The 21067-nt window shown below is 71.5% G+C and carries 21 protein-coding genes; 8 read left to right on the forward strand and 13 right to left on the reverse strand.

What is annotated here, in order from left to right; all coding sequences use genetic code 11:
* Positions 1–97: 97 nt before the first annotated feature.
* The 6 genes from AB0L34_RS24520 to AB0L34_RS24545 form a co-directional block, all read right to left on the reverse strand.
* Positions 98–691, reverse strand: coding sequence for a hypothetical protein (locus AB0L34_RS24520; RefSeq protein WP_363706896.1), 594 nt, complete (start codon positions 689–691; stop codon positions 98–100).
* Between the two features lie 383 nt (positions 692–1074).
* Entirely contained in the window at positions 1075–2577 is a 1503-nt protein-coding gene (locus tag AB0L34_RS24525) for a radical SAM protein (RefSeq protein ID WP_357458771.1), read from the reverse strand.
* 84 nt (positions 2578–2661) lie between these two features.
* Positions 2662–3867 (reverse strand): macrolide family glycosyltransferase, encoded by a 1206-nt coding sequence (locus tag AB0L34_RS24530; RefSeq protein ID WP_363706898.1) that lies wholly within the window; start codon positions 3865–3867, stop codon positions 2662–2664.
* A gap of 342 nt (positions 3868–4209) precedes the next feature.
* Positions 4210–5076, reverse strand: coding sequence for a class II fructose-bisphosphate aldolase (locus tag AB0L34_RS24535; RefSeq protein ID WP_363706900.1), 867 nt, complete (start codon positions 5074–5076; stop codon positions 4210–4212).
* The gene (locus tag AB0L34_RS24540; protein ID WP_363706902.1) at positions 5054–6001 is read right to left on the reverse strand and encodes a hexose kinase; all 948 of its coding nucleotides are present in this window, start codon (positions 5999–6001) and stop codon (positions 5054–5056) included. Before AB0L34_RS24540 ends, AB0L34_RS24535 begins: the two co-directional genes overlap by 23 nt.
* Positions 5998–6897 (reverse strand): sugar isomerase, encoded by a 900-nt coding sequence (locus AB0L34_RS24545; RefSeq protein ID WP_363706904.1) that lies wholly within the window; start codon positions 6895–6897, stop codon positions 5998–6000. Before AB0L34_RS24545 ends, AB0L34_RS24540 begins: the two co-directional genes overlap by 4 nt.
* 153 nt (positions 6898–7050) lie before the next feature.
* Here AB0L34_RS24545 and AB0L34_RS24550 point away from each other — a divergent pair, with 153 nt between their 5' ends.
* Positions 7051–7836 (forward strand): DeoR/GlpR family DNA-binding transcription regulator, encoded by a 786-nt coding sequence (locus AB0L34_RS24550; RefSeq protein WP_363706906.1) that lies wholly within the window; start codon positions 7051–7053, stop codon positions 7834–7836.
* Between the two features lie 10 nt (positions 7837–7846).
* Here the strand turns inward: AB0L34_RS24550 and AB0L34_RS24555 are convergent, their stop codons facing one another.
* Positions 7847–8839 carry a winged helix-turn-helix domain-containing protein gene (locus AB0L34_RS24555; protein WP_363706907.1) on the reverse strand — a complete coding sequence of 331 codons (993 nt, stop codon included), beginning with the start codon at positions 8837–8839 and terminating at the stop codon, positions 7847–7849.
* Between the two features lie 65 nt (positions 8840–8904).
* Here AB0L34_RS24555 and AB0L34_RS24560 point away from each other — a divergent pair, with 65 nt between their 5' ends.
* The 3 genes from AB0L34_RS24560 (at position 8905) to AB0L34_RS24570 (ending at position 12190) form a co-directional block, all read left to right on the forward strand.
* On the forward strand, positions 8905–10122 hold the full coding sequence (locus tag AB0L34_RS24560; RefSeq protein ID WP_363706909.1) for an MFS transporter: 1218 nt from the start codon (positions 8905–8907) through the stop codon (positions 10120–10122).
* A gap of 124 nt (positions 10123–10246) precedes the next feature.
* Positions 10247–11917: a glycoside hydrolase domain-containing protein gene (locus AB0L34_RS24565; RefSeq protein WP_363706911.1), complete on the forward strand. Its 1671-nt coding sequence runs from the start codon at positions 10247–10249 to the stop codon at positions 11915–11917.
* Between the two features lie 36 nt (positions 11918–11953).
* A complete protein-coding gene (locus AB0L34_RS24570) occupies positions 11954–12190 on the forward strand; it encodes an SDR family oxidoreductase (RefSeq protein WP_363706912.1) in 237 nt (78 codons plus the stop codon).
* A gap of 15 nt (positions 12191–12205) precedes the next feature.
* On the opposite strand, the gene AB0L34_RS24575 is transcribed toward AB0L34_RS24570, so the two are convergent.
* A complete protein-coding gene (locus tag AB0L34_RS24575; protein WP_363706914.1) occupies positions 12206–12850 on the reverse strand; it encodes a helix-turn-helix domain-containing protein in 645 nt (214 codons plus the stop codon).
* A 95-nt stretch (positions 12851–12945) separates the two neighbouring features.
* Here AB0L34_RS24575 and AB0L34_RS24580 point away from each other — a divergent pair, with 95 nt between their 5' ends.
* Positions 12946–13335, forward strand: a complete 390-nt coding sequence (locus AB0L34_RS24580) for a DoxX family protein (protein ID WP_363706916.1) — start codon at positions 12946–12948, stop codon at positions 13333–13335.
* Between the two features lie 106 nt (positions 13336–13441).
* Here the strand turns inward: AB0L34_RS24580 and AB0L34_RS24585 are convergent, their stop codons facing one another.
* Together AB0L34_RS24585 and AB0L34_RS24590 are read right to left on the reverse strand one after the other, a co-directional pair.
* Positions 13442–13816, reverse strand: a complete 375-nt coding sequence (locus AB0L34_RS24585; protein WP_363706918.1) for a DUF664 domain-containing protein — start codon at positions 13814–13816, stop codon at positions 13442–13444.
* A gap of 111 nt (positions 13817–13927) precedes the next feature.
* Positions 13928–14683, reverse strand: a complete 756-nt coding sequence (locus AB0L34_RS24590) for a class I SAM-dependent methyltransferase (protein ID WP_363706920.1) — start codon at positions 14681–14683, stop codon at positions 13928–13930.
* A gap of 451 nt (positions 14684–15134) precedes the next feature.
* Between AB0L34_RS24590 and AB0L34_RS24595 the strand changes: the two genes are divergently transcribed.
* Positions 15135–16601, forward strand: a complete 1467-nt coding sequence (locus tag AB0L34_RS24595; RefSeq protein WP_363706931.1) for a serine hydrolase domain-containing protein — start codon at positions 15135–15137, stop codon at positions 16599–16601.
* Between the two features lie 48 nt (positions 16602–16649).
* On the opposite strand, the gene AB0L34_RS24600 is transcribed toward AB0L34_RS24595, so the two are convergent.
* On the reverse strand, positions 16650–17033 hold the full coding sequence (locus AB0L34_RS24600; protein ID WP_363706922.1) for a hypothetical protein: 384 nt from the start codon (positions 17031–17033) through the stop codon (positions 16650–16652).
* Between the two features lie 32 nt (positions 17034–17065).
* A complete protein-coding gene (locus AB0L34_RS24605; protein ID WP_363706924.1) occupies positions 17066–17551 on the reverse strand; it encodes a hypothetical protein in 486 nt (161 codons plus the stop codon).
* A gap of 188 nt (positions 17552–17739) precedes the next feature.
* On the opposite strand from AB0L34_RS24605, the gene rox reads away from it, so the two are divergent.
* Both rox and AB0L34_RS24615 read left to right on the forward strand, forming a co-directional pair.
* A complete protein-coding gene (rox, locus tag AB0L34_RS24610; protein WP_363706926.1) occupies positions 17740–19203 on the forward strand; it encodes a rifampin monooxygenase in 1464 nt (487 codons plus the stop codon).
* Positions 19204–19308: 105 nt separating this feature from the next.
* Positions 19309–20199: a DUF2785 domain-containing protein gene (locus AB0L34_RS24615; protein WP_363706927.1), complete on the forward strand. Its 891-nt coding sequence runs from the start codon at positions 19309–19311 to the stop codon at positions 20197–20199.
* Between the two features lie 110 nt (positions 20200–20309).
* Here AB0L34_RS24615 and AB0L34_RS24620 read toward each other — a convergent pair.
* Positions 20310–21067 (reverse strand): hypothetical protein (locus tag AB0L34_RS24620; protein WP_363706929.1); only part of this gene is annotated, 758 nt, incomplete at its 5' end.

Raw genomic sequence — 21067 nt, forward strand, 5'->3', positions numbered from 1 at the left:
GTCGATCCTGCCGGCGAGGGCGAGGACGGCCACCAGCGCCGCAACGGTGAGGGCGGCGCCGGCGTAGATCCGTCTCGTGCTCGACATGACGGCGGGGTCAGTCGGTGGCGGCCACGGGCTGGCGCCACGTCGGCGCACCGGCCCGGTGCACGCAGGAGCACGTCGCGGCGGCCCGTTCCGCGGCGTTCGGGCGCAGGTGCAGGTACATGGCGATCAGCATCGGGAGGAAGACCACCGAGTTGTAGAACAGATGCAGCTCCACCCGGGGCACGATCAGCTGGAGCAGGCTGGTCGGCTCGGCCGCGCCCGGCAGCCGGAAGGTGCTGTGGGCCTGCACGAGCAGCAGCGCGTGCTCGATGTGGTGCCAGAACTGCAGGGCCAGTGCCACCATCCACCAGGCCCGGGAGCGGCCGGTGAACCCGGACCGCAGCATGAACAGGCCGATCAGCATCAGGATGGCGTAGCCGTAGTGCATCCACTCGGAACTGACCAGCCAGGGGAACGGCATCCCCAGCACGCCGCGCGCCTCCGGCCGCGGCCAGCCGAGCACCCAGATCTGGTACGCCTGCACCAGGTGCTCCGCCCAGTGCGCGACGACGACCGCCATGTACAGGGCGAGCGCCGTGCGGTGGAACCTGCCGTTGAGTGACGCCATCAGGCCGGGTGACGCGTTGCTCGCAGCGGTTGCCATGGATCCTCCAGACTCCACACCGGAAGGTGTCCCCTCAACGCTAGAGGGCGTGACGACCGCAGCGTGACTCTGAGATTGCGCTGAGTACGCCGGCGGAGGTGAGGGCGTCGTGGATCGGGCCGGGATCCGGCGGGGCGGACCGTCAGCGCAGCCGCGCGGTCACCGCGGCGAGCAGGCGTTCCTGCTCCGGTACCAGGTAGAAGTGGTCACCGGGGGAAGGTCTCCGGCGCGAAGCCGCCGGTGGTCAGCTCGGCCCAGCGCCTGTCGCCCCGTACGGTCGAGCGGCACGTCTCCAGTCTGATCACCAAGACCGGGGCTGCCGAACCGGATCGCGCTGAGCCACTTCGCCGCCGGCGCTCAGGAGAAGTGGACGGTGCGAGCGGTCAGCTGACCGTCGCCGCCCACGCCTTCTTGGCGTTCTTCCAGGTCGGAGAGTTGACCTCGTCCCAGGCGCGGTGGCGCAACTCCTCCAGGACCTCCGCCGGCACCAGGGTGCCCGTCATGTTGGCCCGGTAGATGTTCATCGTGTCCGGGTCGAAGTCGGGGCTGATGTGGCCGCCCGCGATCGCCATGTCGAACAACGGCGCGCCGGGCAGCGGTACGACGAGGAAGAAGTTCGCGGCGTCCAGCCCGTAGGAGACGTGTTCCTTGGCGAGCTGGATGGTCGTCTCGATCTCCTCCAGCGTCTCGTCCGGGTATCCCATCATGTAGTTGCCGTAGATCTGGAAGCCGTACTCCTTCATGGCGACGATCAGCCCGGGCAGGTCGGCCTTCTCGATGTTGAGCTTGTTGCTCGCGTACTTGCGGATGATCCGCAGGTTGCCCGACTCGAACGGCATGTTGATCTGCGTGAAGCCCGCGTCGGCCATCGCCTCCAGGACCTCGTGGTCGGGCTTCCAGCGCTTGAGCAGGTGGATGAGGTTGATGCCGTTGAGGTCGCAGATCGTCACGCCCGCGCCCTGGATCTTCTTGAGCAGCCGGAGGCCGCGCCGCTTGTCGCCCAGGAGCGAGTCGTCCTCGATGAACACGTTGTCGACGCCCAGGTTCTTCAGCGTCTCGATCTCCGCCAGCACCCGGTCGTCCGACTTGACGCGGAACTTGCCGATCGGGCCGCTGGGGCTGCCCTCCTGCTCGCCGGCGATGTGGCAGTACGCGCAGTGGAACGGGCAGCCGAGCGAGGTCATCATGGTCGCGTAGCGCAGCTCGGCGCCGGGCTCGAAGAGGCCGGAGTGCGGCCGGGCGATCGTCCAGTACCGCTCGTTGGGCAGCAGGTCCCAGGCCGGCATGGGCAGGGTGTCCAGGTCCCACACGACGTCCTGCGCCCGCGCGGGGTTCATCCGGATCCGGCCGTCGTCGAGGAAGGCGACGCCGTGGATGTCGGCGAAGCTCGGGTGCGCCGACCGTCGTACGGCCTCGACGATGTCGATGATCGTGTGCTCGGCCTCGGACAGGCAGACCACGTCGAAGCCCGCCCCGAGGAACTGCGGCAGCCGCGACCGCGCGTTGACCCCGCCGGTGACGAGGAGCTTCTCCGGGTAGGCCGCCCGGATGAGCCGCGCGCAGTGCAAAACCATCGTCTCCTGGTCGGTGAAGATCGAGGTGATGCCGACGATGTCGTGGTCCTTCACCACCTCGAGGATCCGCTCGTCGCTGACGCCGGTGCGGAGGAAACCGCTGGGCAGCGGCGTGGGGTTGGCGAAGATCTCGTCGAGCGGGTCGGCGCCCTCGCCGACGCAGGCGTCGAAGACGCGGACGTGCACGCCGTGCTCCCGCAGGGCTCCGCCCAGGTTCGGGTACGCGAGCGATCCGTTCGGCTTGCACACCGTGCCGGGGGCGGTCTGGTTCGGCGGGTACAGCAGCAGCACGCTGACGTCACGAAGACCCATGGCGAAATACTACCTAGTTTTGAAGTAGAAACAAGGACCACGGCGGCACAGACCGAATTCGGAATCGATATGTCAAGTGGACGGTCAGGGCGCGACCCGCTCCAGGTACGCCTCGACCTCGTCCGCCGCCCGGGCCGGCCCACCGGCCGAGAGGATGTCGCGCTGCATCTCGCGGACGCGCTCCCGGACGGCGGAGTCGGCCGCGAGCCGTTCCACGGCCTCGCGGATGCTGGCCGGCTCGAGCTGGTCCGGACGCAGCACGGAGCCCAGGCCCAACTCGATGACGCGCTCCGCGGACGGGGCGGCCTCGGTCGCGAAGTGCGGCACGAGCACCAGGGGGACGCCCGCGGCAAAGGCCTCCAGCACGGCTCCGGTGGTGCCGTGCGTCAGGCACGCCGTCGCGTGCGCGAGCACGGAGTGGAACGGGATCCACTGGTGCGCCTCGACGTTGGGCGGCAGGGGGCCCAGCACCGCCGGGTCGAGGAAGCCGCCGATCGCCATGACCACGTGCCAGGGGGTGTCGGCGAAGGCCTGCGCGCAGGCGCGGAAGAACTCCGGGTGCTCGTTGAACTGGTTGCCGAGCGAGACGAGCAGCACCGGCGCGTCCGGCCGCGGCGGCTGCCAGCCGGGCTGGCCGTCCCGGCCGGTGAGGGTGGGCCCGACGAACGCGAACCGCTCGTCGAAGGTCTCGGCGAAGGGCTGGAACAACTTCGGCAGGAAGACGATGGTGAGGCCCTCGATCTCGTCCCAGTACTCCTTGACCGGGGTGTCGACGCCGTACTGCCCGAGCAGGTCGACCAGCACCGAATGCACGGCCTCCACGTCGGCCGGGTGGCGTTGGCCGTTGCTCTTCCACAGCTCCTTGAACAGCGAGTAGTGCTCGTTCGCGGCGAAGCCGCCGGTGAGGCGTACGGCCGGCCGGTTCCACCGGGTGGCCAGGAGCCGCCCGGCGATGAACGGGAACACGTCGTAGACGACGAGGTCGGGCGGGTTGTCCCCCAGCGCCTCCTCGGCGGCCCGCAGGATGGCCACGTTCTCCCGGACGTACACCAGGTGCAGTTGCGTCTCGGCGTCCTCCTGCTTGACGACCTCGGGCACGTGGAAGGTGTCGAACTCGGACTTGTACAGCGCGACCTCGGCGCCGGCGGCCTTGACCTCGTCGGCGAACAGCGGGGTCGTCACGTACGTGATGCGGTGCCCCCGCCGGGCCAGCTCGCTGACGAGGCCGAGCGACGGGTAGACGTGACCGTGACCCTGGACGTTGGCGAAGAGGATGTGACGCTGGCGCATGGGCTCACTCCCGGCTGGTCGTCTCGGCGTTGGCAACGCGGCGCGTGCGCGCGGAGCGGTGGCTCCACTGGGGCCCGGCCGCGCCCGCCGACAAGGGCGACGACGGCACGACGAGGGGCCAAGGCTTTAAACATATATAGCACAATTGATCGAGGCATCGCTATGCCGGAAGATCCGGCGACGGCCGCGGCGGCGTGTCGTCGGCCCGTCGCCCGCTGCCGGGAAGGGCGCCGCCGGATGGAGCGCCGGGGCGCCGGGGCGTCGGAGGTGGGCAGGGCGGGCGGTGGAGCGCCGGATCCCGTCGGCGGTGGGGCCGGCCGCCGTGGCGGCCGGCCCGGTGGTTCAGCCGAGGGCGGGCGCCCCGGACGGCTCCGGAAGCACGGCGAGCAGCTCCGCGACGGCGGCGGTCATGGCCTCCCGGCCGGCGCTCAGGTAGCGCCGGGGGTCGACCGAGCTGTCCGTCGCGAGCGCGGCCCGGACCGCGCCGGTGAACGCCACGTTGAGGGCGGTCCCGACGTTGACCTTGACGATGCCGTTGCCGACCCCGGCCCGCAGCTCCCCGAAGGGCACGCCGGACGACCCGTGCAGGACCAGCGGCACCGGCACGGCCTCGCGCAGTGCCACGATCAGCTCCTGGTCCAGCGTCGCCGTCCGGGTGGTCATCGTGTGCGAGCTGCCGACGGCGACGGCGAGGGCGTCGACGCCCGTCTCCGCCACGTAGCGGGCCGCTTCCTCCGGGTCGGTGCGGACTCCCGCGAGGTGGGCGCTGGCCGGCGCTCCCGGCTTGCCGCCGACGTGACCCAGCTCCGCCTCCAGCCACAGGCCCTGCTCGCGGGCCCAGTCCGCCGCGGCGCGGGTGGCCGCGACGTTGTGGTCGTACGGCAGCGCGCCGGCGTCGAACATCACCGAGCTGAATCCGGCGTCCGCCGCCTGGCGCAGCAGCGTGACGTCCTCCACGTGGTCGAGGTGCAGGCCGAGCGGAACCGGGCAGAGGCGCGCGACCTCGGCCGCCGCGGCGGCGATCGGCAGCACGCCGGCGTGGTAGCGCACCGCGTTCTGGCTGATCTGGAGGATCGCCGGGCGGTCGGCGGCGGCGGCGCCGGCGGCGATCGCCTGGGCGTGTTCGAGCGTGATGACGTTGAAGGCCAGCACGGCGGTGCCGGCGGCGCGGGCGGCGGCGACCAGTTCAGCGGTGGCGGCGAGCGGCATCGGTGACCTCCTCGACGGTGACGTGGGTGAGCAGCCGGTCCGCCGTGGGGGCGTCGAAGTCCCCGGCGTACGGCGAGACGACGGCCGCGGCCGAGATCGCGGCGGCCCGGGCGAGGGTCCGCGGCCACGGCTGCCCGGTGGCGAGCCCCTGGGCGAGGACGGCGGCCAGGGCGTCGCCCGCGCCGGTGGGGTTGCCGAGCACGGTCTCCGGCGCGCGCACCTCGTACGCCGTCCCGCCGGCGACGGCGACGAAGCCCTGGGCGCCGCGGGAGACCACCGAGGCCCCGGCTCCCAGGTCGCCCAGCCGGTACGCGGCGGAGACCGCCTCCGCCCGGGTGCGGGGCGCGGCCCCGACGATGTCGGCGATCTCGTCCGCGTTGGGCTTGACCACGTCGGGGCGTGCGGTGAGCGCGTGGTGCAGCGTGGCCCCCGCCGCGTCGACCAGCACGACCGCCCCCGCCGAGTGGGCCGCGACGGTGAGGTCGCGGTACGCGGTGACCGGCACGCCGGGCGGGCAGCTGCCCGAGAGCACCACCACCGCCGCGGACGCGACGGCGTCGTCGAAGCGTTCGGTGAAGGCGCCCCACTCGGCCGCCGTGACGACGGGCCCCGGTTCGTTCAGGACGGTCGCCGCTTTCGGGGACACCACGGTGACCGTGCGCCGGGACTCGCCGCCGACGGTGGTGAGGTCGGCCGGGATGCCGGCGTCGCGCAGCTCCTCCCGGATGGTCTCGCCGGTCGTGCCCCCGGCCAGGCCCAGCAGTCGGGTCCGGGCGCCGAGCAGGGACAGCACGCGCGCCACGTTCACCCCCTTGCCCCCGGCCCGGCACCTCGTCGTGGTGACCCGGTGCGAGGTGCCGGGAACGAGATCGGGCACCGTGTAGGTGACGTCGATCGCCGGGTTGGGACACACCGCGAGGATCACGGTCGGCTCGCGGTCGCCGGCAGCACGACGGACCGGGTGAGGTGGCGCGGCCGGTCCGGGTCGAGGCCCTTGCGGTCGGCGACCGCGACGGCGAGCCGCTGCGCGGCGACCAGCTGCGCCATCGGGTCCGCCGGGGACTGGACCACCATGGCGCCGGTGGCAGCCACGTCCTCCCGCAGGCCGTCCGGCGCCGGCCCGAGGATCCACACCGCCGACTGCGCGTCGGCGACGCTGATGGGGCCGTGCCGGTACTCCATCGCGGGGTACGACTCCGCCCACGCCTGCGCGGCCTCGCGCAGCTTCAGGGCCGCCTCGTGCGCCAGCCCGACCGACCAGCCGGTGCCGAGGAAGGTGAACTGCCGGCGGTCGAGCAGCGCCGGGTCGACGGGGGCGGCCAGGACCGCGCGGGCGTCGTCGACCGCGGTGCCCAGTCCGGCGCCGACGGCGCAGCGCCACAGCGCGAGCGCCGTCGTGGCGAACCGGGTCTGCACGACCGACCGCTCGTCGGCGAAGTCCAGCACCACGGACCGGTCGGCCAGCCGCGTGGCCGCCTCGTCGGGGACGGCGGTGACGACGGTGGAGCGCTGACCGGCGGGGAGGTCCGCGAGCAGGCGGAGCACCTCGCTGGTGGTCCCGGACCGGGTCAGGGCGACGACCCGGTCGTAGCGGCGGTGATGCGGGAACTGCGAAGCCGCGAAGGCGTCGGTCTCGCCGCCGGCGGCCTCCCGCAGCGCGGCGAAGCACTGCGCCATGAACAGCGACGTGCCGCACCCGACGACGGCGACCCGCTCACCGGGTGCGGGCAGCGCCGCCGTCACGGCCGACGACCGGGCCAGGCTCTCGGCTCGCGACCACGACTCCGGCTGCGACGTGATCTCCTCGGTGATGTACGCCATCGACTGCCACCTCATGCAATAAACGTGCCGTAATTTTGCAACTTGTTGCAGGACGCTACGGCGACGGGCGGCACCGGTCAAGGTGGGCCGGGCACGGCGGGCGAGCCGATAGGGTTACCCGCCGGATGCGTCCAGGGACCGGAGTGCGCGACGATGAACCGCTACGAACGGTGGAACAGGCTGCTCGAGATGCTGGCCGAGCAGGGCCAGCTGGACATCGAGACGACCGCCGCAGCGCTGCGGGTCAGCGGCGCGACGGTGCGCCGCGACTTCGACGAGCTCGCCGCCCAGCGGCTGGTCACGCGGACCAGGGGCGGCGCCGCCGCGAGCAACGTCACCTACGACCTGCCGCTGCGCTACAAGGCGGGCCGGCACGCACCGGAGAAGCAGCGCATCGGCGAGGCCGCCGCCGCCATGATCGCCCCGCACTCCACCGTCGGCATCAACGGCGGCACCACCGCGACCGAGGTCGCCCGCGCCCTGGCGCTGCGCGCCGACCTGGCCGCCGACGGCCGCACACCGGCGCTGACGGTGGTCACCAACGCGCTCAACATCGCCAACGAGCTCATCGTCCGCCCGCACATCCGGGTGGTCCTCACGGGAGGGACGGCCCGGCCCCACTCGTACGAGCTGGTCGGTCCCATCGCCGCGACGATGCTCGACGGGGTGGCGTTGGACGTCGCGGTGATCGGGGTGGACGCGATCGACCACCGGCACGGGGCGAGCGCGCACCACGACGGCGAGGCGGCCGTCAACCACACCATGCTGGCCACCGCGGCCCGCGCGATCGTGGTGGCGGACGGCTCGAAGCTGGGCCGTCGCGCGTTCGCGCGCATCTGCACCGTCGGCGAGATCGACACGCTGGTCACCGACACCGGCGCGGACGACGAGCAGGCGGCGCTCCTGACCGAGGCCGGAGTGACCGTGGTGCGGGCCTGACCGGCCGTGTTCACCCCCGCCCCGCGAGCGCCTCACCCAGCGGGGTGCGCCGGTAGAGCACCGTGCGGCCGGTGCGGGCACGGGCAACCAGCCGGGCGTCGCGCAGCACCGCCAGATGGCCGCCCACCCCGCCCAGGCTGGCCCCGAGCTGGGCGGCGAGCTGGCTGGTGGTGGCGGGCACGGCCAGCGCCCGCAGCACCGCCGCCCGCCCCTGTCCGACCAGCCGGTCCAGCGCGTCCGCCGGCCGGGCCGGGTCGGGCGGCCCCAGCAGTTCCGCCACCCCGGAGGCTCGGTAGACGACGGCGAACGGCCACGGCGGGTCGACGTAGGTGATCATGGTGCCGAAGACCGTGGGGACGAAGAGCAGGCCCCGGCCGTCGAGTCGGCGGACGCCCGGGTCGCCGTCGGCGACCTCGATCGCCCCGACGGCCCCGCCGGGCGCCCACCGCAGCCGCGGGTCCAGGTCGGCGACGGCAGCCCCCCAGCCGTACGCGAGGAGCCGGCCGGCCCGGTGCAGCAGGTCCCGTTCGAGGACCGCACGCAGGCGGGGCCAGTCCGGCTCGACCAGGGTCGCCCAGGCAGCCTCGATCGCGTCGGCGAGCAGGTCCACCACGTGGGGCGAGTCGTAGATCCGGCGAGCGTACGCCGGTGGGGTGCCGCGTGGACCGGCGAGGTTGCGGGCCAGTTCGCCGCGGGCCTGCGCGAGCGGGGTCGCCCGCACCACGGCCAGTTCGTCGGCGAAGTCCCGCCCGGTGCCGTCCGGTGGCGGCTGGATGAAGTCCGCGTTGTAGCCGCCGCGGCGCAGCAACGCCAGCAGCGCGCCCACCGCCGGCAACTCCCGCCGCAGCCGCTGGTACCCCGGTCGCGCCCGGGCCACCCACGGCGCCAGCACGGAGGCGGGGTTCTGCCCGGCGCAGAGCCGCAGCGCCGCCACCGCCTCGCCCAACGGGGAGATGGCGTAGCGGCTCGCCGCCACGTCGGCCAGGGTCACCTCGATCCGCACACCGCACCTTTCGTCCGACAGCGAAAGGATAGGCCGGCCACCGGAATGGCCCGCACGATGCCCGGGTGACCACCACCTCCGCCAGAACCGGCGCCGGGCGACCCGCCGCCTACCGCGACGCCTTCGCCGTCGCCGAGTTCCGGGTGCTCCTCGGCAGCTTCGGCGTGTTCATGGTCGGCGAGACGGTGAAGATGCTCGCCCTGTCCGTGCTCGTCTACGAGCGCACCGGCTCGGGGCTGCTCGCCGCCCTGGCGTACGTGACCGGGTTCCTGCCCCACGCGCTGGGTGGGCTGTTCATGCTCGCGCTCGCCGACCGGTGGCCGCCGCGCGCGGCGATCGTCGGGTACGACCTGCTCCGGCTCGCCCTGGTGGTGGTCCTCGCCCTCGGCGCGCTCTCCCCGGCAGGCATGCTGGTCCTGGCCGCGGCCGTCGGCCTGCTGGCCCCGGTCGGCAGCGCCGCGCGCTCGGCGCTGCTGCCGGAGGTGCTGCCGGGCGACACGTACGTGCTCGGGCGGTCCCTGCTCACCGTCGCGGCGGGCGGCACCCAGGTGGCCGGGTTCGCCCTCGGCGGGCTCCTGCTCGGCTGGATCGGCCCGTACGGCGCGCTGTGGGTGGCCGCCGCGACATGTGCCGTCTCGGCCCTGCTCGTCCGCGCCGGGCTCGCGGCGCGACCGCCCCGGGCGGGACGGGACGGTTCCGGGGCGGTCCGGGAGACCTGGCGGGTCAACCGGGCGCTGCTCGCCGACCGGCGGATCCGCGGGCTGCTGCTGGCCCAGTGGCTGCCCGGCTCGCTGCTGGTCGGGGCGGAGGGCGTCGCCGTGCCGTACGCCGCCGGTCTCGGGCCGGACGCCAGCGCGGGCGTGCTGTTGATGGCCGCCGCGTCCGGGATGCTCGTCGGGAACCTGCTGGTCGGGCGGTTCGTCGCCCCCGCCCGCCGGGAGGCGTGGACACCCTGGCTCTCGCTGCTGCTCGGCGTACCCATGCTGGTCTTCGTGGCCCGGCCGGGCCTGTGGCCGGCGGCGGCCCTCTTCGCGGTGGCCACCGCGGGCTTCGCCTACCAGCTCGGTCTGGCCCAGCGGTTCCTCGACGCCGTTCCGGAGGCCCGTCGCGGTCAGGCCTTCGGGCTGCTCGGCGCCGGCCTGATGGCGGCCCAGGGCCTGGCCGCCGCGGCCGGCGGCGCCCTGAGCGACGTGCTCCTTCCCGGCGCGGTGATGGCGCTGGCCGGTGGCGCGTCGCTCGCGGCGACGCTGGCGCTGTGGCGTGTCCTCTCGCCGCCACGGTGAAGGTCGATCATCGAGATTTGTCTCTGGCTATACCCGCCCGCGACTGGTAGAAATTTTGCAAGGCCGTTCACCTGCCGGCAAAATTCTTCCTCACAGTGAGGCTTCGATGACGATAAGAAGGATCATGGCGAGCCTCACGGTCGCCGTCGTCGGTTCGGTGGGGGCGGTGACCCCGACCTGGGCGGCCCCCACCGAGAACCGGACCGTCAGCTACCGCGGCTACCAGGTGGCGGTACCCGCCGGCTGGCAGGTCGTCGACCTGGCCGAGGACCCCCACGCCTGCGTCCGGTTCGACCGGCCCACCGTCTACCTGGGCCACCCCGGCGACGAGCCCTGGTGCCCCTCCGGTCTGGTCGGGCGCACGGCGGGACTCGTCATCGAACCGATCGACGCCGTCACCGCCGACCGCCTCACGGCGGACACCGCCGTCACGACGAGCGGCCGGGCGAGCGTGGACGCCCCCCTGTCGCGCGACGGCACCATCCAGGTCGCGGTACGCGACGCCGGCGTCCTCGTCACGGCCGCCCACACGCCGGACACCGAGGCGACGGTCCGCCGCATCCTGGCCTCCGCCAGCCTCGGTCGGGGCGCCACGCCGGCGCCCCTCGACCCCGCGCGCACGGCTACCCGGCCGACCTCGGTGGCGCCGCTGGCGGCGGCCGGTCCCCAGCCGGGCACCTACACCGGCAAGGGCTTCGACACGTGCACCGCCCCGGCCCAGTCGACCATGGACGCGTGGCGCAACAGCTCGCCGTACCGTGCGGTCGGCATCTACATCAGCGGCGCCAGCCGGTCCTGCACCCAGGCCAACCTGACGGCGACCTGGGTGACCAACCAGACCAACAAGGGCTGGCACCTGATCCCCATCGAGCTGGACTACCAGGCCCCGTGCGGCACCCGCACGCCGAAGATGTCGTACGACCCGGCCACGGCCCGGTCGCAGGGCGCCACCCGGGCGGCCAGCGCGGTGAACGCGGCCAGCGCGCTGGGCATCCCCGCCGGAAGCGTGATCTACAACGACATCGAGCACTACCCGTCGAGCGAGTCGTGCAAGGCGGCGGTGCTCTCGTACCTGTCCGGCTGGACCGAACGGCTCCACGCGCTCGGCTACCTCTCGGGCATGTACTCCAGCGGCTCCTCCGGTGTCCGAGACCTCTGCGCCGCCTACGACGACCCCCGGTACACCCGCGTCGACCACCTCTTCTTCGCCTGGTGGAACGGCGTGGCGGACACCGACGCCGGCAGCTACTGCCCGGACGGGCACTACGCCAACCGGCAGCGGATCCACCAGTACACCGGGGACAGCTACGAGACCTGGGGCGGGGTGCGGATCTACATCGACCGCGACTACCTCGACGTCTCGGCCGGGACCACGCCGCCGCAGGAGTTCAGCGTCACGGTCGACAACACCACCACGGGCCGGTTCACGGCGAGCGCGAACTGGGGGACCTCGACCTATTCCAGCCAGCGGATCGGTCCCGACTACCGGTTCGCCGACCCGGTCTCCGCCAGCGACGTGGCCTGGTACAAGGCGAACCTCCCCGAGACCGGCGCGTACGAGGTATCGGTCTGGTACCCCGCCTCCTCCGGCTACAACGACTCGACCCCGTACATCGTGGCGACCACCGGCGGCAACCAGTCGGTACGGGTCAACCAGCGCCTCAACGGCGGCCGGTGGGTGTCGCTCGGCGTGTTCACGCTGGCCGCCGGCGACGGCGACAAGGTCGGCGTGAGCCGGTGGACCAGCGGCACGGGCTACGTCGTCGCCGACGCGGTCCGCATCACCCGCGCCTGAGGCAGGCTCCCGGCGACCCGCCGGTCCACCGGCGCCGTGCGCTCGCGCGGGATCACAGTGAACGCCGCCGCTTCGGGGTTCGTGGACACTGATGCCAACGCCGGCTGGCTGCGCGGAAACCCTGAGGCCGAGGCGTACGCGGCCGGCCGGGCGGCGCTGGGGCGGGTCGGTCAGCCGGCGGGCATCGCCGACGTGGTCGCCTTCCTCGCTTCCGACGGTTCCCGCTGGATCACCGGTCAGCTGGTGGACGCCACGGGCGTGGCCGACCTCTGACCGACCGTTCGCTGGTCAGCGGCCGGGGCGGGTGGCGACCATGGCGTCGTGCAGTTCCTCGGAAGTGGGGACGGGGGGCAGTGCGGATGCGAAGCCCTCCGGATGGCAGGCGTCGAGCAGTAGCGCCACCAGGCGCCGCCACGCCCCCGGCGCCGACTGCCGGGTGGAGCGCAGCACGCCGGCGTTGGCCATCAGGAACAGCATGACGTCGGCGCCCGTCACGTCGGAGCGCAGCTGGCCCTCCTGCTGGGCGCGCCGGATCAGGACATCCAGTGCGCCCAGCGCCCGGGACCGGGGCTCCTCCATGCCGGGCGAGTTGGGGAAACAGGCGGTGAAGCCTTCGGTCACCGCTCGGTCGGCGGCCTGCATCGCACACACCCGCTCGACGAAGTCGCGGAAGGCGGCCCCGGGGTCGGGTGCCCGAACGGCCTGCTCGGCGAGGTCGGCCAGCCCGTTCAGCCGATCGGTCAGTACCGCCTCGATCAGTGACTCCCGCTTCGGGAAGTGCCGGTAGAGGGTGGCGATGTTGACCTCGGCCCGCCGGGCCACGTCCTCGAGCGGTGCCTCCAGCCCACGCTCGCCGAACACCGCACGGGCTGCCGCCACGACGCGTCCCCGGTTGAGTTCGGCGTCCCTCCGCAGCCCCTTACCAGATCTCATGACCCAATCCTACGAAGTGAAGGGTGCCCTGCGCTTCTGGTACGGTTGGCGCACCGCTTAACCGCAGGGTTCCCTTCGTTTTGTGGAGAGTTACGTTGAAGATCGTTCTCTGGGTCGCCCAGGGCCTCCTCGCCGTCCTGTTCGCCGGGGCGGGCGGCATGAAGGTCGTCATGGCCAAAGACTCGCTCGTCCCGTTGATGCCGTGGGTGGTCGACTTCTCTTCCGGAATGGTGAAGGTGATCGGCGTCCTGGAGGTGCTCGGCGCGGTCGGGCTGGTCCTTCCCGCCCTCACCTTGATCGCGCCTGTGCTCACTCCGATCGCCGCCGCCGGTCTCGCCGTTGTCATGCTCGGCGGCGGGATCGTGCACATCGGCCGGGGAGAATACCCCCACAGCATCGGCAACCTGGTGGTGCTCGCGTTGGCGGTGTTGGTCGCCTGGGGCAGGTTCGGCCCCTACGCCCTCGCTGCCCGGAACTGGGGGTAGCCACCGGCCGGTAGGCGAGGCCCGGCCGCCGACACCCCACCTGGTGCCTGCCGGCAGGTCGGGCAGGTCGGGCAGGTCGGACCGGAACCAGGGCCGACAGCGCCGGTCACGGAGGACCGGTACGCCACCCATCCTGGCCTAGTTGCTGCGTTTGCTGGCGTCGAGGGCAGCCTGCTCCACTCGCTGGCGGTAGTCCAGCCACCATGACTCGTCGGCGGGGGGGCAGGTTGTCGTTCCTGGGTAGCAGCCCGGCCGCGCCGTCGATGAGTTCGCGCACGATGTCAGCGTGGCCGGCGTGCCGTTGTGTTTCCGCGATGACGTGGACCAGGACGCGGTGCAACGTGACCGCTGCATCGCCCCACCACGGCACGCGGCCGACCTCATCCAGCGCAACGGCTGCAATGGTGGTGTCGGCGTGGGCGATCGCGCGACGGTACAGTCCGACGATCTCCTCGCGGGTCTCATCCGCGGTCGCCCACATGTCGGCATTGGTCTCCGCTCCGTCGCCGACGTACGGCAGCTCCTGGGCACTATGGCATCCGGTTGGGTGTCGGCGCTCCCCGGACGATCCACGGAGCTCATGATCGGCACCCTAGCCCTCCGCAGCGCCGTGGAGTGGCTTGCGCCAGACCGACACGTGGCTCTCGCTGTCGGACGTGAAGGGAGCGCCGTTCCAGTCCGCCACCCGCTGCTCCAGCGTCAAGCCGGCCAGCCGCGCCATGAGGTCGCACTCGGCAGGCCAGATGTAGCGGAAGTTGCTGTAGCCGTAGCGCGTGCTCCCGTCGTCCAGCCGCCAGTAGTGGTGAGAGGTCCCCTGCTGCGTGACCATGTCGTAGGTGTCGAAGCCGACGTGCCGGTCGGTCACCTCGAACGGCACCGCCGCCTGCCCTGGCGGGAACCGCCGGATGCCTGGCACCCACAGTTCGATGACGAAGCGACCACCCGGCGACAGGTGCCGGGCTGCGTTGCGGAAGCACTGCACCTGCTCGTCCTGGGTACGCAGGTTGCCGATGCTGTTCCACACCACGTACACGAGCGAGAACTGGCCGGGGACGGTCGTCGTGGCCATGTCACCGACGACGACCGGCAATTCCTCCGCGGGCACCTTGCGCCGCAGCTGGTCGGCCATCGGCTGCGACAGCTCGATCCCGGTCACCGAGATGCCTCGGGCGGCGAGCGGGATCGCCACCCGACCCGTACCGATCGCGAACTCGAGCGCGGGGCCGGAGCCCGCCAGCCGGGCGAGGAAGTCCACGGCGGGGTCGAGCACCTGGGGGGCGAACATCTCGGCCGAGCTGTCGTCGTACCGCTCCGCGGTGTCCTCGTCCCACAGGTCGCTGCTCGTCACGGGCGCGAGCCTGCCCGCTTTCCCGTGCTCATGCCACCCATTTTCGGAGAGGCCACGACCACGACCGCCTCCCGGCGGCTGAAGCCGGCCACCACACCTCATCCCCGACCGATCCCCGGCGTCGGATCATCCACTGCGGACTGACTCGTATCGCTTTCCGCGCAGATGCTGTTCGGAATCGCTGACTCGGTCCTCGCGATCGCGCGGTTTTTGCACAACGAATGAGGGCGGTGGGAGCGTCCGCGCCGACGGCCCGGTTGGCGTCCGGCGCGGACCCGGCCCCTGACGAAAGTCAGGGGTGGTTGCTGTCGATCGGATCCTGTGATGGCAGGGCGCGGATTCGTAGCGTGACTGACGTCAATCGAGATGATCGGAGTACGCCGTGCGGGCGGATAGTTTCTGCTGGTGGCGGGGGATCGCTCTGGCGGCGGCCACGGGCTTGGCGGTTTCTGTGGGCTCCGGCCCCGCGCTGGCCGCCGATGCGGGCGACGACGCCGTGGATGCCGGGGCGGTGGAGCGGGTCGTGGAGGACTTCGCTAGCAGGGCCGGCTACCCGGGGATCGCCGTGGCGATCACCAGGGGAGATCGGGTGCTGCACGTCGGCGGTCATGGTCACGACGCGTCCGGCGCGGCGGTGACCGCGACGACACCGATGCCGGTCGCGTCCGTCAGCAAGTCGTTCACGGCCCTGGCGGTCATGCAGCTGGTGGAGGCGGGGAAGGTGGAGCTGGACGCGCCCGTTCGCCGGTATCTACCGGACTTCCAGATCGACGACGCCCGCGGGGCACGAGTCACGGTGCGGAAGTTGCTGAATCAGACCTCCGGGATCACCGACCGCACGCTGCGGGAGAAGAGCCTGCGGCAGCCGGACTCGCTCGCGGCCGCGCAGCAGCGGGCGCGCGCGGCCACCCTGGCGGCCGATCCCGGCACCAGGTACGCGTACACGAACACGAACTATCACCTCGCGGCGCGGCTGGTCGAGGTGGTCTCCGGGGAGCCGTTCGCGGACTACCTGCGTGATCGGGTGTTCGAGCCGGTGGGAATGCGGTCCACCGTCAGCATTGATCAGACCCCGGGCGATCTGCCGGAGCAGGTGCGTGAGGGTTACGTGTATGCGTTCGGGGCGACGGTCCCGGCGACCGAGCCGAAGCGGTTCGTGGCGGGCTCTGACGGGGTGATCGCCACCGCAGCGGACATGGCCCAGTGGCTGATCATGCAGAACAGCGGCGGCGTTGCGGCCAGCGGTGCGCGCGTGGTTTCCGCATCGAGCATCACCGCCATGCACACGCCGTCCGGCTCGGGTTCGACCTACGGCCTGGGCTGGGATCGCGACGACAACGGCTGGGTCCGCCACAACGGCGTGTGGTTCACCTTCACCGCCAGCCAGCTGCTGTTGCCGTCTGGCCATGGCATCGCGGTGCTGGGCAACAGCGGCATCGGCCTGGGCAACGAGGGCACCGATCAGCTGGCGGACGCCATCGCGGAGCTGGCGGCCGGCGGCAGCCCGCAGGCGCCTGCGGCCCTAAGGCTGATCATCGACCTCGTGCTCGCCGGCTTCACGTTGCTCAGCGTGGCGTTGGGCGTACGCAACCTTCGCCGCAGCGGCGAGTGGGCACGCCGGTTCGCCGTCAGGCCGTTCTGGCAGCCGGTCATGCGGCTGGTGCCACGGCTGGTGCCGTTGGCGTTGCTGGTGATGCTGCCCGACCTGCTCGGTCAGGTCGTGGGGGGCGGACGGGACGTCACATTCGTGCAGTTGGCGTACTACACGCTGCCGCTGGTCGTCTGGACAGCGGTCGCTGCGATCGCCAATGTGAGCGTCATGATGACTCGGGTCTGGTCTCTGGTTCGGGCCCGCCGTGCTGCCAGCGGGCCTGCCGCGTCCGTCGGGGTCGTCCCGGCCGAGATGCTCGCCGGGTAACGCCGATGCTCGTGACGAGCACGGCGGGCGGGGAGCACCGTCACAGCCTCACGCACCCGCGAGGCAAGCGGCCTGAGTCGTCGCGCTCTGTCGGCGGCTACTCGCCAACTGGTGGCACGGCTGCTCGTGCAGTGCGGCATAGCCGCGCGCCGCCCGCCACCCGGCGATTGCCTCGTCGGTCCGGCCCGCATCCGCCAGCAGGGTCGCGAGGCCGCCGTACGCCCGAGGCAGACCGGCCCCGATGGCCGCCCGCCAATGCGCCTCCGCCTCCTCGACTCGGCCGTCCTCCATCAGCAGGTCGGTCAGGCGTTCCACATCCAGCCGGCCCCCGCCGCTGGCCCGGGCTTCGAGAATCGTGATCGCCTCGTCCACCCGCCCCTGCTCGACCAGCCACTCGGGGCGATCGTCCGGGTCAATCGGCTCGTCGAGCATGCCGGCACGATACGACAGTGGTGCTCTGCGAATCAGTCGATTTCCTCGGCGTCGCTCAGGTCTTCGAGCCGTATCGGCCGGTGCTGAGCAAATATCACCGCCAAGCCGTAGGGGTCGCAGACAGCAAAGCGTCCCTCCTGGAAGTGCAGGACCCATTCGCTGTCGGTGTAGAAGTTGAGCTGTGGGTTGTCCAGCGGAAGCTCCTCGGCAAGGACCTCCCGGTAGGGATCGAGCTCATCCTCGGCCAAGCCGAACCAGGCCGGATCGGTCAGCATCGTGGCGTGCACGAAGCGAAGCCCTGCCATCAGGTAGTGATCGACGTCGTCGAGCACGTGGGCGATCATTGGCAGATCGACGTGGTCGAGGTCGTCGACGCCGTTGAGCAGGATGTTGACCGCGATCGGAAGGCGGTAGGCCGAGCTCGTGACCGGCTGTTGGAGGCTCCATATGGAGAGATCGCCGGGCCCGCGTTCGAGAGTCAGTAGGCCGATGCCAGGACGAGACACGGTCGTGGTCATGTCGACATCCTCCACCCGAGCCAGCCGTCGAACTGTGGGCTCGGCTGAGCGCTGGCGTGAAAAAGGCAAGGAGGAGAACTCCTTGCCACTATTAACATATACCGCACCCCCGGGCTTGCGGCAAGACCCCGGTCGTGGCGCACAATCGTCGGCCGAGCGCAAGAAATCAGCACATTATGGGGGAACGCATGTTTGATGTGATCATCGCCGGCGGCGGCCCGACCGGCATGATGCTGGCGAGCGAATTGCGTCTGCACGGCGTCAACGTGCTCGTGCTGGAGAAGGAGGCCGAGCTGCCGCCGTTCGTGAGGTCGCTCGGGCTGCACGTGCGCAGTATCGAGGTGATGGATCAGCGGGGGCTGTTGGAGCGGTTCCTCGAAAACGGCAAGCAGTACCCGATCCGTCCCGGCGAGATCCGGGGATTCTTCGCGGGCATCGAAAAGCCCGCTCCCAGCGGGCTGGACACCGCGCACGGATACGTACTCGGCATTCCGCAGACGCTCACCGACCGGCTGCTCGCCGAGCACGCGGCCGAAGTCGGAGTTGAGATCCGGCGCGGCTGTGCAGTGGTCGGGCTGGAGCAGGACGACGACGGTGTGACCGTCCACCTGGGAAATGGAACTGCGACGCCGTTGCGGGCGCGGTTTGTCGTCGGCTGCGACGGTGGGCGCAGCACGGTTCGGAAACTGCTCGGGGTCGGATTCCCCGGCGAGCCGTCGAAAATCGACACGCTGCTGGGCGAGATGGAGGTGACGGCTTCCCCGGACGACATCACCGCAGTGATGACCGAGGTACGCAAGACCGAGAAGCGGTTCGGGATCGGGCCGTCGGGCAAACCGGGCGTGTTCCGGGCGGTCGTGCCGGCGGAGGGCGTGGTCGAAGACCGGTCGGTGCCGCCGACGCTCGAGGAGTTCAAGCAACAACTGCGCAGGTACGCCGGCACCGACTTCGGCGTCCACTCCCCCCGCTGGCTGTCGCGCTTCGGCGACGCGACCCGCCAGGCCGAGCGCTACCGGGTCGGACGGGTGTTTCTGGCCGGGGACGCCGCACACGTCCACCCGCCGATGGGTGGGCAGGGGCTCAATCTCGGGATCCAGGACTCGTTCAACCTGGGCTGGAAGCTGGCGGCGGCCATCAACGGCTGGGCGCCGGACGACCTGCTGGACAGCTACGAGTCCGAGCGGCATCCGGTGGCCGCCGACGTGCTGAACAACACCCGTGCACAGATGCACCTGACGACCAACGAGCCCGGACCGCAGGCCGTTCGGCAGTTGTTGACGCAGCTGATGGACCTCAACGACGTCAACCGGTTCCTGATCGAGAAGATCACGGCGATCAGCATCCGGTACGACTTCGGTGAGGGCCATGCCCTGCTCGGGCGGCGGCTGCGTGACGTCCAGCTGAAGCATGGGCGCCTGTTCGAGCTGTTGCGCACCGGCAGGGGGCTGCTGCTCGACCAGACGGGGCGGCTTTCGGTGGCCGGCTGGGCCGACCGGGTCGACCACGTCGCCGACGTCAGCGAGGAGTTGGACGTACCGGCGGTACTGCTCCGGCCGGACGGGCACGTCGCGTGGGTCGGCGAGGATCAGCAGACGCTCGAGGTCACGCTGGCCAAGTGGTTCGGCGCCGCAGGAACTCCTACGGCCGGTTGAGGGACGCTCTCGAGGATCGCGGCGCCAGATCCGCCTACAGCGTTCCTCGGCGATGGGGTCAGCATCGTGCGGCGGGGCCGTCCGGGTGGACGCAGCAGGCTGGGCATGCGCGGCCTGGGCGGTGGCAATCCCGACCGTGTCGATCAGCCGGCGCCGTTATCGGCTGGTGAGACTCGGTTGGCGCACGGTAGCTTGCCGCCCGTGACCAACTGGATCAAGATTTTCGACGACGACTGCCGCGTTCCACCAGGGCGTGAGCTGAACGAACTGACCGCGGAACTGGCGCAGTGCCTACGCGATCCGGACCCGAACATTCGGGACGGCCATCCGTACGTCGTGCTGCGCACCTGGATCGAACGCGACGTCATCGCCGGTGACCGCCGTGAGCAACTCGGCGACGAGATGGCCGATCGGTTCACCGACCCGCGCACCGAGGCCCGCACCTTCGCGCCCCTGGTCCTGGACATGATCGTCAGTCGGGGAGACTTCCGTCCGCGCTGGCTCGACGCCTTCAGCCGCTGGTATCCGGCAGAGACGGACCTGCGGGGATACCACCCGCGGCTGGGCTGGCTGCACGCGGTGGCGCACGGCGCCGACCTGCTCGGCACCTTCGGCCGCCACCGTGACGTCGATCCCGCCGCCATGCTCGACCTGGCGGGCGCCCGGCTGCTCGCCCGCACCGACCACCTCTGGGCCGAGCGTGAGGACGACCGCCTCGCCCGCGCCGTCGCCCTGGCACTGACCCGCCCGGAGCTCACCGCCGCAGCGTCAACGAGGTGGCTCGACCCGATCACCGCCGACTTCCGTGCCGTGTCCGCCTCGACCACACCCACGTACGTTTCCAACGCGCTGCGCACACTGCGGGCGCTCTACGTCTTCGTCGACTGCGGCATACCGGTCCGACCAGACGGCCCTCGGCAGCAGATCACCCACCGCCAGGAGGTCAAGCAGCGGCTGGTCGACGTTCTGGAAGGCGATGCCAAGGCCATCGGCTGAACGCGTGGCGGACCAGGCGCACGTGACGGACTGCGGGCTGCGAGGTCGTGGTCCTCGGCAGCAGCCAGCCGCGAGGTCGGCTCGTCCCTGAGGACCCGCTGGTGAGCTCCTCAGCTCAGGCTGATGACGGGCCGGGTCAGGATCTCGTGGGCGTGCCGGTCGTCGGAGGCGAGCCACTGGCCGAAATCCTTGTCGCGGTAGGCAGTCGCGAGCGTGAGCCAGCCCAGGAAGAAGCCGCTGCCGCCACACGTGGCGCCGCCGCCGTCGCCTCCGCACACGATGGTCCGCTCGGTGGTCGCCTCATGCTTGTAGGGATCCTGCCCGATCGCCAACCCCCACAGGTTCGCCTCGCGGTGCGCGCCGGTCCTGTGGTCGTACGGGTAGCCGTCGTCGGGGCAGTCATCGCCCCAGCGGAACAGGGTTGTCGCGCCGGCTCCACACGCCCACTCCCACTCATCCGCAGTGGTCGTCCGCAAGCCGATGTTCGCGAGCCCGGCCATGGCCTCGTCGTGGGAGACCTCCCGGGTCGCTCGGGCCCGCGCTACCTGCCCGGTCTGGTCGAACTCGACCGTCAGCCCGCCACCAGATCGGAATATCTTCACCCCGCCGCGCCGACTCCCGGTCGACGCGACGAGTTCGAGTACCCGAGGGTCGTCCGGCGCCAGCGGAATCTCGCACGGGTCGAACGCTTCCACCGCGATCAGCATCGCCGGCATCTCGGCGCTGCGTACCGGCGAGGTCATCGCGTCGACGTACTCGGCCAGCGGTGGAAGACCGTACTCGCCGGCGCTGTCGGCGTAGCTGGCAGCCTGCTCCGGAGCGGGCCGGAATCGGGCCGCGTCGTAGCCGAGAGTGGGCCGGCCGCCGG

It is taken from the genome of Micromonospora sp. NPDC052213 (assembly GCF_040679695.1).
In the GTDB taxonomy this organism is placed as follows: domain Bacteria; phylum Actinomycetota; class Actinomycetes; order Mycobacteriales; family Micromonosporaceae; genus Micromonospora.

What these genes read in the sequence shown, in the direction of transcription:
- AB0L34_RS24525 (WP_357458771.1), bottom strand. Translation starts at nt 2,577, where the DNA reads ATGGGTCTTCGTGACGTCAGCGTGCTGCTGCTGTACCCGCCGAACCAG.
- rox (WP_363706926.1), top strand. Translation starts at nt 17,740, where the DNA reads ATGTTTGATGTGATCATCGCCGGCGGCGGCCCGACCGGCATGATGCTG.
- AB0L34_RS24565 (WP_363706911.1), top strand. Translation starts at nt 10,247, where the DNA reads ATGGCGAGCCTCACGGTCGCCGTCGTCGGTTCGGTGGGGGCGGTGACC.
- AB0L34_RS24605 (WP_363706924.1), bottom strand. Translation starts at nt 17,551, where the DNA reads ATGACCACGACCGTGTCTCGTCCTGGCATCGGCCTACTGACTCTCGAA.
- AB0L34_RS24535 (WP_363706900.1), bottom strand. Translation starts at nt 5,076, where the DNA reads ATGCCGCTCGCCGCCACCGCTGAACTGGTCGCCGCCGCCCGCGCCGCC.
- AB0L34_RS24520 (WP_363706896.1), bottom strand. Translation starts at nt 691, where the DNA reads ATGGCAACCGCTGCGAGCAACGCGTCACCCGGCCTGATGGCGTCACTC.
- AB0L34_RS24585 (WP_363706918.1), bottom strand. Translation starts at nt 13,816, where the DNA reads ATGTGGGCGACCGCGGATGAGACCCGCGAGGAGATCGTCGGACTGTAC.
- AB0L34_RS24550 (WP_363706906.1), top strand. Translation starts at nt 7,051, where the DNA reads ATGAACCGCTACGAACGGTGGAACAGGCTGCTCGAGATGCTGGCCGAG.
- AB0L34_RS24545 (WP_363706904.1), bottom strand. Translation starts at nt 6,897, where the DNA reads ATGGCGTACATCACCGAGGAGATCACGTCGCAGCCGGAGTCGTGGTCG.
- AB0L34_RS24615 (WP_363706927.1), top strand. Translation starts at nt 19,309, where the DNA reads ATGCGCGGCCTGGGCGGTGGCAATCCCGACCGTGTCGATCAGCCGGCG.
- AB0L34_RS24530 (WP_363706898.1), bottom strand. Translation starts at nt 3,867, where the DNA reads ATGCGCCAGCGTCACATCCTCTTCGCCAACGTCCAGGGTCACGGTCAC.
- AB0L34_RS24575 (WP_363706914.1), bottom strand. Translation starts at nt 12,850, where the DNA reads ATGAGATCTGGTAAGGGGCTGCGGAGGGACGCCGAACTCAACCGGGGA.
- AB0L34_RS24600 (WP_363706922.1), bottom strand. Translation starts at nt 17,033, where the DNA reads ATGCTCGACGAGCCGATTGACCCGGACGATCGCCCCGAGTGGCTGGTC.